Origin of the sequence: Phenylobacterium sp. (assembly GCF_016793285.1) — a bacterium.
Lineage (GTDB): Bacteria > Pseudomonadota > Alphaproteobacteria > Caulobacterales > Caulobacteraceae > Phenylobacterium.
The window spans coordinates 15,513-27,080 of sequence record NZ_JAEUMO010000045.1; the positions used below are offsets into that span (position 1 = coordinate 15,513).

An 11,568-nucleotide genomic window follows, 5' to 3' on the forward strand; every position below is an offset into this window, starting at 1 on the left:
GCGGACCCAGCCCCGGGGTCCGCCCGGGTCTCTCGACTGATCGACGTTACGTTAGGCGGTGGCGCCCTCGAAATCCACGGTCTAGGAATTGTGCGCATAACGAGTGGTTATACCGACTATGGCCCGAAAGCCGCCTGCCGCACGCGCCCTGCCCGATGCCGCGAGGTCCGACGCGCCGGGGCCCGAGGCCCTGCTGGTGCAGCGGCTACGCCGCGCCAACCTCGACCTGCTGCCCGTCCTGCACGAGCTGCTGCGGACGCGCAGCGCGACCGCGACGGCGCGGGCGCTGGGGATCACCCAGCCGGCGGTGAGCAAGGCGCTCCGCAGCCTCAGGGCGCTGTTCGACGACGACCTCGTCGTCTCGCTGGGCCGCAGCGCCCACCTGACCGAGCGCGGCGAGGCGGTGCGCGCGCCGCTGGCCAAGATCCTGGCCGATCTCGGCCTTCTGCTGGAGCCGTCCGAGGTCTTCGATCCCGCCTCGGAGCGCCTGCACGTCGTGATCACCACGGCCGACTACGTCAGCGTCCTGCTCGCGCCGCAGCTCGCGCGCATCTGCGCGACCGAGGCGCCGCACTGCGACTTCCTCTTCGTCGACCGGCCGGTGCGGTCCGTCGAGGACCTCGACGGCCTCGACTTCATGATCGCGCCGCGTCCCTTCGGCCGCACGTTCGGCAAGCGCGTCGAGCAACTCCCGCTCTGGCAGGACGAGATGGTCTGCATCGCCTCGGGCCGCGACCGCCGTTGGGGCGAGGTGGTCCCGGCCGGCGACTTCCGCAAGGCGCGGCAGGTCGTCTACCAGGTCGGCGAACGCACCAGCCTGGGCCGCGCGGCCCTGGTCCAGCCCACGTCCGTGCTGGAAGTCTCGCCCGTCTGCGGCGTCCCGAACTTCCTGGTCATCGGCGCCATCGTCGAGGAGGCCGAGTGCCTGGCCCTGGTGCCCCGCAGGCTCGCCGTCGAGCTCGCGCGGTCCCGCGACATCCGCATTCTCGGCATCGACTACCCCGACCGCCGCCTCGACATCGACGCCTTCTGGACCCCGCGCGCCGGCGCCAAGCGCGGACACGCCTGGTTCCGCTCCGTCCTCGCCCGCGCCATCGAGCGCCTGCCGTAGGACCCGCCCCTAACCCGGTACGGCCACGAACCGGCGGGTCGGCGGATGGCTCGTCATGTCGTGGTCATGCCCGGTCAGGCCGTCCACCAGCGTCCGCAGCTTCTCGAAGTGGTCGTCCAGCAGGCCCCGCGGCGTCGTCCCGTGCTGGTTGCAGAGGAAGGCCGCGGCGGCCACGGCGATGCCGTGCTGCGCGCCGTTCCCCATCAGCTTCACCGACGAACCCGCGACGTGGGTCACGCTGATGTGCTTGCCCGCCATCATGAGGTTGTCGATGTTGGCCGAGTAGAGGCAACGGAACGGGATGCCGTAGGGCTGCTGGTCGCGGACGTCCATGATCCAGTCCTTGAGGCGGAAGTCGTACTTCCCCTCGCCCCTTGCCAGCTCTTCGGGCGCCCAGGCGCAGTGGATGCAGAAGAAGCCGTCGTTGGCGACGAGCAGGTCGTTGAAGCGGGTCTGGTTGCGGACGTCGTTCTCGGTCAGCACGTAGTCGCCGCGGTAGCGCCGGAACTCGCCCTGGGCCGCGACGAAGGCCATCCAGTCGAACTCCAGGTTGGCGTAGGCCTCGGGCTCCAGCGCCTTGACGTTCGAGAACGTGCCGTAGAGCGCCCGCATCAGGTAGTCGCGCACCAGCTCGCCAGACGTGTAGGGGTCCAGCCACTGGCCGTACTCCCAGTAGTGCGTCGCCGGGAACTGGTTCATCCACGCCTGGGTGGGGTCGGCGCTGAACTGGAAGGTCGGGTTGTCGGGGTTCGCGCCGGCCATGGGGCCCGGGCCGTTCTCCTGACCCGACGTCACCAGTTGGCCGCTCAGGTTGGCATAGTCCTTCGAGACCTCCGTCGCCCACGGCACGTCGGGGAACGGGACCGGATGGTCGGCCATGCGCGTGCGGAAGAAGAGGGTGTTGCCGTGGTGCATGTCGTCGGCGGCCTCGGGCGCATAGCCCTCGTCGAACGCCGCGCGCGCCTCGCGCCCGAACATGGTCTCGGCGCCCGCCAGGACCCCCAGCATCGCCACGCCCGAGGTGTCGATGAACATGCGGCCCGTGAAGCGGCGCTCGCGGCCGCCCCTGGCCTCCACCGCGTCGACCGAGACGATCCTGTCGCCCTCGCGGGCCGCCGCGACGATCCGATGCTCCAGGAAGACGCTGGCGGTCGGCTCGGCCTCCAGCAGCGACAGCGCCGCGAGATCGCCGTCCGCGGTGCGCTGCGCCAGCTCGTGCAGCAGCGCGCCCTGCGCGCCGCGCGGCATCAGCCCGATCTCCTTGCTGGCGTTGCCGCCCAGCACCGGCCGGTCGTGGATCAGCGCCACCCGCTGGCCCAGCCGCGCCGCCGTCAGCGCCGCCGCGCAGCCCGCGACGCCCCCGCCGACCACCACCACGTCGAAGTCGCCGCCGTCGACGGGCCGGTCGGGCAGCCCGCGCAGCGCCCGGCGCCACCGGCGGCTGTCTTCGTCCACGGCATTCGGCGGGACCGTTCCGTCGCGGCCGAGATAGATCGCGTCGCACCTGCCGTCGAAACCGGTCAGGTCGTGCAGCGCCAGCCGCGCCTCGCCCTTCGTCAGGAGGACCGTCCCCGCGGACTGCCAGGCCCAACCGTCGCCGTTGGCGCCGAACTCGGTCGAAAGCGTCGTCCCGTTCACCGACAGCGCAAACCGCCCCGGCGCGTGCGGCGCCGCCCAGTCGCGGGTGCGGACCCACACCTCGTAGTCGCCGGTCTCGGCCACCGCGATCGTCGTCGTCGCGTCCGCCACCGGACGCCCCAGCCCGTGCGCCAGCAGATAGGGCGAGCCCATCTGGGCCTCGAACTGCGAGTCCAGCACCCAGCCGCCGTAGCTGGCGAAGTCCTCCGCCTCGACCAGGATTCCGACGGGCTTGCTCATGAGGCGGTTTCCTGTTGGATCGTGCGGCGGCGGGGTCCGACCATCAGGCCTTCGATCCGCGCGTTCTCCGCCGCCAGGACCGGCCGCAGGGCGCGGAACAGGCGGGCGTAGTTGTAGAAGGGCACGCTGGGCCACAGGTGGTGCATGAGGTGCAGGTTCTGTTGCAGCAGCAGGAACGTGCCGCCCGGCCACAGGCTGATCCGCGTGTTGAGGTAGCGCTCCGTCCGGTCGAACGGGTGGTGGGGCAGCCACTGGAAGAAGATGTTCAGCAACAGGACGCCCAGGCGCGTCGGCAGGAACCAGAGCATCAGCCAGTCGGCCACGCGACCCGTGGCGATCGCCGCGACCAGCAGCGCCCAGGTGAGCAGCGTGACGGCCGAGACCTGGGCGATTTCGGCCGGACCGAGGATGCCGCGCAGCCGCCGGTAGCGCGCGGGGGCGATGAACCGGATCGCGAAGATCGGCAGCAGCGACATCGGGACCGACGCCAGCCACTTGCCGAGCAACTGCGCGAACGTGCCCTTCACGACGATGTCCGGGTCGCGCTCGGTGTTGGTGTGGGAGTGGTGCAGGACGTGGGTGCGTTGCAGGGCGGGCCAGCCGGCGCCCATGCCCAGCGATCCGATCCAGCCGACGACGGTGTTGATCCAGGCGAGGCGCTTCGGCGCGGCGACGACGTTGCCGTGAATGGACTCGTGGACCAGCGAATAGTGCGCATACGACACCAGGGTCAGGATCGGCGTGCAGGCCCACAGCGGCAGCACCCGGGCGAGGCCCGCCGCGATCACGCCCAGCAGGACGGCCGGCAGCGCGACCGCGAGGAACAGGGTCGGCCACGCCACGGCCGGCGAGAGGCCGAGCGCGATCCGCTTCTCCTCCGCGTGGGAGATCCCCGTGGCGGCGCGCACCGCCCTGGCGTCCATCGTCCCGTCCGCCATCCTTCGGAACTCCCCGATTTGCCCCTCGACGCGGCGCACGATATCAACTTCTGAATTCGAAGCGACTCAAAAATGACGGATGCGTCATCTTTCTTGCGGGAGCCGGCATGAAACGCAGCGAACTGGGCGGGCTGACCTGTTCCCTCGCCGGCGCGCTCGCCGAGGTCGGCGACGCGTGGAGCCTGCTGATCGTCAAGGAGCTGATGCTCCGCAACCGCCGCTTCGACGGCCTCGCCGCCCAGATGGGCGTGTCCGACAGCTCCCTCGCCGGCCGGCTCAGGCGCCTGGAGGACCTCGGCATCGTCGCGCGGCGCGCCTACCAGGACCGTCCTGTCCGCTACGAATACCGCCTGACGGAGAAGGGCGAGGGGCTGTGGCCGGTCCTGGTGACGCTCACGACCTGGGGCGACCGCTGGCAGGGCCGCGAGACGCCGCCCCTGGTCTACGGCTGCGTCGCCTGCGGCGTCCCCGACGCCCGTCCGCACCTGGCCTGCGAGGCCTGCGGCGCCTTGCTGAGCCCCCGCGCCGTCACCGCGTCGCAATCGCCGGACATGCAGGCCGAACGCGCGCGGCGGACGGCCGGGCCGCGATAGCCGCCGCCGGCCTGCCCCTGGCTACAGCTTCGCCTGCTTGGTCTGGCCCAGCGCGGCGCACTCGCCGGCCATCTGCTTGGTGAAGCTGGCGTCGGCGCCCAGGGTCTTCTTCAGGATCTCGATGCCCGCCGCGCAGTCCGACCTGGCCTGTCCCATCCGCCCGGCCTTGGCCAGGATCTTGGCGCGGTTGACCAGCAGGTCGCCGTGGTTGGGGTGCAGGCCGCCGTAGCTGCCGTCGTAGTTGCGCTTGGCGTCGTCCAGCGTGGCCAGCGCCGCGTCGGTGCGCCCGGCGTCGGCCTCGATCAGCGCCAGGTACACGTCGGCGATGCCGATCAGGTAGTGCGGCCGGTCCTTGAACGCCTTGCGGTAGATGGCCACCGCCTCGCGCAGCGAGATCTCGGCGTCGGCCAGCTTGCCGCGCCCCTGCAGGATCTGGCCCTGCATCGACAGCGTGTCGGCCAGGATCGGGTTGTCGTTGTCCAGCACCACCCGCTGGATATCGAGCGCGCGGGCGATCTCGCGCTCGGCGTCGGGCAGCTTGCCGGCGTTGAACGAGTTCTGGGCCAGGGCGAACCAGGCGCGGCCGGTCGACAGGTGCGTCTCGCCCAGCGTGCGCCGGTAGATCGCCAGCGACTCCTTCAGCGACGCGTTGGCCTCGTCGAACCGCCCGGCGTCGGACAGCAGGATGCCGCGGTTGTTCAGCGCCAGCGCCATCGCCTTCGGCGGCGAGTCCGGCTCGGCGCGGTAGAAGGCCAGCGCGCGGTCGAAGGCGGCGACGCCGGCCTTGGCGTCCGACCTGGCGATCGCGATCCGGCCCTGGGTCAGCGCCGCCAGCGCCCGGATCTCGGCATGGCTCTTCGGGTCGGGGCCCAGTTGCGCCAGCGCCCGGTTGACCGTCGCGTCGGCCTTGTCCAGCGCGCCCTGGCGCACATAGGTCGCGGCCAGCACCAGCAGCGCCTCGGCGCCGTCCGGCCCCGACTTCTGGATCGCCGGCAGCGAGGACTCCACCGCGCCCTTCGCCTCGTCCAGCAGGCCGAGGTTGTTGTAGGCGCGGCCCAGGGTGGCCACGAGGCGCACCTGGATCTCCGGCTGGTCCCTCAGCTCGGTCGCGGCCCGCTCGACGCTTCGGCCCAGGATCGTGCGCGCCGTGATCGTCTCGGGGTTTTCCGTGGCCGGGTTCGACAGCTCGAAGGTCGAGACGAGGTAGTCCGAGGCGGCGCGCGCCGCGGCCGATTCCTTCTCGGCGATCATCCGCTGCCGGTCGGCCTCGATGCGCTGGAAGTTGGCGTAGACCGCCAGGCCGCCCGTCACGACCATGCCGGCCATGGCGCCCGAGGCCACCATCATCAGGCGCTGGTTGCGCCGCTGGGCCTCGCGCTGGACCAGTTCGTCGAGCCGCAGGCCGGTCAGGCCCGCGATCAGCTTCAGTTGCGCCAGGCGCTTGCCGTCGGCCTCGGGGCGCAGGTCGGCCGCGATCGGCTCGGCCGGGACGTCCGACAGCTCGCCGTCGGGGCCCAGCTTATAGCGGAGGCTGAGCGGGAAGCACTCCTCGTCCTCCTGCCCCGGCGTGTTCGAGCCGTAGGGCGTGCCGTCGACGATGAGCGCCAGGATGCGCGCCTCGCCGTGCATCTGCTTGAAGCGCAGGATCTCCTGCATCACCCAGTGCGACTTGGCCGACGCGCGGCTGCAGATCACGATCAGGAACATCGAGCGCTGCAGCGCCGCGGTCAGCTCGCCCCCCAGGTCGGCCGAGGCCGGCAGCTCGTCGCGGTCGCGGAAGATCGGCGAAGGCCGCGGCGGCACGGGCCCGACCGCCGTCACCTTGCCCACGAGCTTCTTGGGAATCCGATACGACTCCACCACGCGGTGGAGCCACGCCGCGTGCTGCTTGTCGCGGTGGCTATAGCTGATGAAAGCCCGGTAGGCGCGACCGTCTTCCGACGGCCCGCCCCCAGGCGCCGTTGTTCCTGCCATGCGGCGCTAGATATGCGCCGGAATACGACGACGCCGCAACGCCGCTCCCGCGATTCCGAAGCCCATGATCGCCAGCGCCCACGTGCCCGGTTCGGGAACGCCCGCGGGGCGATATCCGAGCTCGCCGTTGCGATAGTACAGGTTGAACGTCTGCGGCGAGAAGTTCAGGCCCTGGATCAGTTCGCCGTCCTGGTGCGTCTGCGCGCCGATGTCGAAGGCGTTCAGGGCGTCGATGGCGCCGCCGCGGCCGATGGGGTCGCCGAAGCCCGAGTAGGCGACCAGGCAGATGTTGCCGTTGATGCACGCCGCGCTCGTCGCGCTGACGACGGTGGTCCGGTACGTGATGTCGTGCGACCCGTAGTAGAGGTCGAAGTAGACGTCCGTGGAGCCCCAGCCGTAGGCGCGGGCCGACAGGTCGAACGGATCGGTCTGTTGCGCGAACCCGTCCAGCAGGTAGGCGGCCGACTCGCCGAAGGGCGTCGTCAGCGTCTCGACGATGCAGTAGCCGTCCGGGCAGTCCGGGTTGGCCTGCAGGCCCAGGAAGCCGGTCAGCGCGTAGAGCGGCGTGCCGTTGTCCATGATCTCGAAGCTGAAGCCCACCGCGCCCAAATAGCCCGCCGCATTGACGTCTGCGAGGTCGGCGAAGGTGTAGTCCTCGTCCGAGACCTGGACGCAGCTATTCGTGAACAGGCAGCCGTTGCTGGTGTCGGCCAGGTAGAAGCCCAGGCCCTGGGGCGTGATCTCGGAATGGAAGCTGACCGGCGTGTAGGGATCGGCGTTGTCGAACGTGAAGCCGACCTGCGAGTACGACGAGAAGCTCTGGAACGGGCCCTGCGACACCGAATGCGAGCTCTCGAACGTGATGGCGTTGGCGCCGACGTCGACGAACGAGTTGAAGTTCGCGCCGCCCGTGGGCCCGACCTCGCCGCCGGCCGGCGGGAACTGGCCCGCGCCGCCGCCCAGCGGCGTCTCGCGCGGCGGGCAGGCGGAGGATTCGCAGGCGAAGCCCGGCTGGAAGTAGGACGACCCGGCCGAGGCCGTGATGTTGCTGATGTCCTGCGCCGCGGCGGACCCCGCTCCGAAGAGCGCCACCGACGCGACAGCCAACGCGAAACGACGCATGGAAACCCCCATCGACCGCCGGTCCGCGCCCGATGCGAGCGGAACCGGGGTTCACCCTTCTCTCAGCGATAACACGCGCATCGCAGGGCGGGACTCGATTCTTCTGAGGGTTGAGTGGGCGGCCCGCGCCCACGAAAAAAGGGCGGCCGCCGGCGCAGCCGCCCTTCGTTCCGTTCAGGTCGCTGCGGTCAGGCCAGGGCCGTCCGGCGACGGCGGATCGCCGCGCCGACCGCGCCGAAGCCCACGATCATCAGCGCCCACACGCCCGGCTCCGGAACCGCGGCGCTCGGCGAGTAGTCCAGCACGCCGTTGTTGAAGCGCAGGCGGAACGTCTGCGGCGAGAAGTTCAGGCCCTGGATCAGGTCGTCGTCCTGGTGCGTCTGCGCGCCGATGTCGAAGGTGTTCAGCGCGTCGATGGCGCCGCCGCGGCCGATCGGATCGCCGAAGCCCGAGTAGGCGACGAGGCAGAGCGAGCCGCCGATGCACTCCGAGTTCGTGAAGGTGAACACGCTCGTCTTGTACTCGATCGAATGGTGGCCCGAGCCCAGGAACAGGTTCACGTCCGTCGAGTCCCAGCCGTAGGCGCGCGCCGAGAGGTCGAACGGATCGGTCTGCTGCGCGAAGCCGGTGAGCACGCCCTGGGCGTTCTCCATGCCCGTCAGGCTCTCGACGTAGCAGTAGCCGTTCGGGCAGTCCGGGTTGGCCTGCAGCAGCAGCAGGCCGCTCAGCGTGAAGAGCGGCGTCCCGTTGTCGAGGATCTCGAAGCTGAAGCCGGCGCCGCCCAGGAAGCCCGTCGAGCCGCCGCCCGGCAGGTCGAGTTCGCCGAACGTGTGCAGCTCGTCGGAGACCTGCACGCAGTTGCCCGTGAACAGGCAGCCGTTGCTGGTGTCGGCCAGGTACAGGCCCAGGCCCTGCGGCGTGATCTGCGAGTGGAAGTCCACGCCCGAGTTGTCGGTGTAGAAGTCGAAGCTGACCGTCGTCGACGACGCGAAGCTGGTGAACGGCCCCTGCGAGACCGCGTGCGAGCTCTCGAACGTGATCGCGTCGGCGCCGATGTCGACGAACGAGTTGTAGATCGCGCCGCCCGTCGGCGCGTCCTCGCCGCCGGCCGCCGGGAACGAGCCCGCGCCGCCCGGCAGGTTGACGGTCTGCGAGCATGGCTGCGCCGGGCAGACGATTCCGGGCGTGGTGTACGACGACCCCGCCTGGGACTGGATGTTGCTGATCTGGGCCATCGCCGACGAGCTCCAGAAGAGCCCGAAGAACGCTATGGCCAACGCGACGATACGCATGCGAACCCCCATCGACAGACTCGCCGGCACGCCCCCCAGCAGTGCGGACGCCGGCATTCACCCTTCCTCAACCGTAACAAACTCGCCGAACAAGGGGATTCGATTCTTCTGAGGGTTGAGTAGACGACGCAGGCGTGCGGCGGCGGCGGCCGCGGAAACGGCCGCTCCCCCTCGGTGGACACACCTTCAGGTCAACGCGATTATTTTCGCAACCTGGCCGACCCTGGCCGCGGCGGGGCGGCCTAGTAGACCACCACGGTGCGGATGCTCTCGCCCGAATGCATCAGGTCGAAGGCCTCGTTGATGCGCTCCAGCGGCAGGCGGTGGGTGATCATCGGGTCGATCTGGATCTGGCCGTCCATGTACCAGTCGACCACCTTCGGCGTGTCGGTCCGCCCGCGGGCGCCGCCGAACGCCGTGCCCTTCCAGACGCGACCGGTCACAAGCTGGAACGGCCGCGTGGCGATCTCCTTGCCGGCCTCGGCCACGCCGATGATGATGCTCTCGCCCCAGCCGCGGTGGCAGGCCTCCAGCGCCTGGCGCATGACCGTCGTGTTGCCCGTGGCGTCGAAGGTGTAGTCCGCGCCGCCGTCGGTCAGCTCGACCAGGTGCGCCACCAGGTCCTTGCCGCCCAGCCGGTGCGGGTCGACGAAGTGGGTCATGCCGAACCTGCGGCCCCATTCCTCGCGCTTGGGCTGGATGTCGACGCCGACGATCTGGCTCGCGCCCACCATCTTCAGGCCCTGGATCACGTTCAGGCCGATACCGCCCAGGCCGAACACGATGCAGCGGCTCCCCGCCTCGACGCCAGCGGTGTTCACCACCGCGCCGACGCCCGTGGTCACGCCGCAGCCGATGTAGCAGGCGGTGTCGAACGGCGCGTCCTTGCGGATCTTCGCGACCGCGATCTCGGGCAGCACCGTGTAGTTCGAGAACGTCGAGCAGCCCATGTAGTGATAGACGGTCTGGCCCTTGTACGAGAACCGGCTGGTCCCGTCGGGCATCAGCCCCTTGCCCTGCGTCGCGCGGATCGCCGTGCAGAGGTTGGTCTTCCGCGACAGACAGCTTTTGCACTGCCGGCACTCCGGCGTGTAGAGCGGGATCACATGGTCGCCCACGGCCACGCTGGTCACGCCCGGCCCCACCTCCACCACCACGCCCGCGCCCTCGTGGCCCAGCACCGAGGGGAACAGGCCCTCGCTGTCCAGTCCGTCCAGCGTGTAGGCGTCGGTGTGGCAGATGCCGGTCGCCTTGATCTCCACCAGCACCTCGCCGGCGCGCGGGCCCTCCAGGTCCAGCTCCACGACCTCCAGCGGCTTCCTGGCCTCGAAGGCGACGGCGGCGCGGGTCTTCATCCTGTAGTCCTCGACTCTGGGGGCAGCGCAGCATTTCCTAGGGCCCGATCGCAGGGAAGTCGACCTATGGATGCGCCCCGACAACCTCCGCTGCCGCGGCCCCATCCGCAGAGCCGCGACTTTGCCTGGCGCCCGGCCGCCGCCTCCGGCGCGCGCCGCCTCACGCCCGATCAGGTCGAGCGGTTCGACCGCGACGGCTTCTTCGTCCTGAAGGGCGCCTTCACCCCCGCCGAGATCGCCGCCGTGGCCGCCGAGATCGACCCGATGGAGGCGGCCCACACCGCCTTCGCCAGGGCCCGCGGCGGCCGCGTGCGCCTCAGCGACGCCGACGCCATCACCTTCACCCTGCACCTGGTCAGGAAATCGCCGGCCCTCGCCGCCTTCGCCGCCCACCCGGCCATCAAGGACGTGGTCCACGACCTGATCGGCCCCGACGTGCGCCTCTACTGGGACCAGGCCGTCTACAAGAAGACCGAGAAGCCGCAGGATTTCCCCTGGCACCAGGACAACGGCTACGCCTTCGTCGAGCCGCAGCAGTACCTCACCCTCTGGATCCCGCTGGTCGACGTGGATGAGCGCAACGGCTGCCCCTGGATCGCGCCCGGCCTCCACCTCGGCGGCACGCTGGAGCACCGCCCCACCGACATCGGCCTCGTCTGCCTCGACGCCGACGCGCCCGACGCGGTCGCGGCCCCCGCCCGGGCCGGCGACATCGTCGTCTTCTCCTCGCTGGCCCCGCACCGCACCGGCCCCAACCTCGCCGACGCCGTGCGCAAGGCCTACATCCTGCAATACGCCCCCGACGGCGCCGTCGTCGTCCTCCCGGACGGCCAGCGCATCCCCCAGGACGACCCCGACCGGCAGTTCCTCGTGCTGGTGGACGGCCGATAGCCCCCACCCCACCCCATGCTCGTCATCCCGCGGCCTGTCCGCGGGATGACGTTCAAAAGGGGTGGAGAAGCCTCAATCGAACGGCGGATGGGGAGCGCCCTGCGCCGCTCAAGCCTTCGGCCCCCTCGGCCGCCGCGGCGGCCGGATCCGCGGCCCGCCGCGCGGCCCCAGCGGCGGCGGGCGCACATCGCGGTGGTACGGCTGCAATTCCGCGCCCGCCCGCGCCAGCTCCGCCGCCAGTCCGTCGCGGTACAGCTTCGGCATCAGCCGCCCCTTGCGCGCATACAGCGCGCGCCGCGCCGCCGTCGCCTGCGCGATCCCCATCCGCATGTCGGCGACCTCGTCCACCACCTGCTCGGCCTGGATGCCGAACATGAAGCCCCGCCACCCGCACGCCTCCACGAACGCCAGCCG

At 70.6% G+C, this 11,568-nt stretch carries 10 protein-coding genes; 3 read left to right on the top strand and 7 right to left on the bottom strand.

Annotation, left to right across the window (positions count from 1 at the left end; translation table 11 throughout):
* Positions 1-118 precede the first annotated feature (118 nt).
* On the top strand, positions 119-1,111 hold the full coding sequence (locus JNL41_RS05045; protein WP_293473180.1) for a LysR family transcriptional regulator: 993 nt from the start codon (positions 119-121) through the stop codon (positions 1,109-1,111).
* 9 nt (positions 1,112-1,120) lie between these two features.
* Here the strand turns inward: JNL41_RS05045 and JNL41_RS05050 are convergent, their stop codons facing one another.
* Positions 1,121-2,989, bottom strand: a complete 1,869-nt coding sequence (locus JNL41_RS05050; RefSeq protein WP_293473181.1) for an FAD-dependent oxidoreductase — start codon at positions 2,987-2,989, stop codon at positions 1,121-1,123.
* Positions 2,986-3,927: a fatty acid desaturase gene (locus JNL41_RS05055; protein WP_293473182.1), complete on the bottom strand. Its 942-nt coding sequence runs from the start codon at positions 3,925-3,927 to the stop codon at positions 2,986-2,988. Before JNL41_RS05055 ends, JNL41_RS05050 begins: the two co-directional genes overlap by 4 nt.
* A 107-nt stretch (positions 3,928-4,034) precedes the next feature.
* On the opposite strand from JNL41_RS05055, the gene JNL41_RS05060 reads away from it, so the two are divergent.
* The gene (locus JNL41_RS05060; RefSeq protein ID WP_293473183.1) at positions 4,035-4,520 is read left to right on the top strand and encodes a helix-turn-helix domain-containing protein; all 486 of its coding nucleotides are present in this window, start codon (positions 4,035-4,037) and stop codon (positions 4,518-4,520) included.
* A gap of 21 nt (positions 4,521-4,541) precedes the next feature.
* Here JNL41_RS05060 and JNL41_RS05065 read toward each other — a convergent pair whose 3' ends face one another.
* The 4 genes from JNL41_RS05065 to JNL41_RS05080 all read right to left on the bottom strand — a co-directional run bounded on the left by JNL41_RS05065 (position 4,542) and on the right by JNL41_RS05080 (position 10,263).
* Complete coding sequence (locus tag JNL41_RS05065) at positions 4,542-6,494, bottom strand: toll/interleukin-1 receptor domain-containing protein (RefSeq protein WP_293473184.1); 1,953 nt, start codon at positions 6,492-6,494, stop codon at positions 4,542-4,544.
* Positions 6,495-6,500: 6 nt separating this feature from the next.
* Entirely contained in the window at positions 6,501-7,616 is a 1,116-nt protein-coding gene (locus tag JNL41_RS05070; protein WP_293473185.1) for a PEPxxWA-CTERM sorting domain-containing protein, read from the bottom strand.
* A gap of 188 nt (positions 7,617-7,804) precedes the next feature.
* On the bottom strand, positions 7,805-8,965 hold the full coding sequence (locus tag JNL41_RS05075; protein ID WP_293473186.1) for a PEPxxWA-CTERM sorting domain-containing protein: 1,161 nt from the start codon (positions 8,963-8,965) through the stop codon (positions 7,805-7,807).
* Positions 8,966-9,150: 185 nt separating this feature from the next.
* Positions 9,151-10,263: an S-(hydroxymethyl)glutathione dehydrogenase/class III alcohol dehydrogenase gene (locus JNL41_RS05080; RefSeq protein ID WP_293473187.1), complete on the bottom strand. Its 1,113-nt coding sequence runs from the start codon at positions 10,261-10,263 to the stop codon at positions 9,151-9,153.
* 66 nt (positions 10,264-10,329) lie between these two features.
* Here JNL41_RS05080 and JNL41_RS05085 point away from each other — a divergent pair, with 66 nt between their 5' ends.
* Positions 10,330-11,154, top strand: coding sequence for a phytanoyl-CoA dioxygenase family protein (locus JNL41_RS05085; RefSeq protein ID WP_293473188.1), 825 nt, complete (start codon positions 10,330-10,332; stop codon positions 11,152-11,154).
* 108 nt (positions 11,155-11,262) lie between these two features.
* Here the strand turns inward: JNL41_RS05085 and JNL41_RS05090 are convergent.
* A partial coding sequence (locus tag JNL41_RS05090; RefSeq protein ID WP_293473189.1) for a hypothetical protein occupies positions 11,263-11,568 on the bottom strand: 306 nt, incomplete at its 5' end.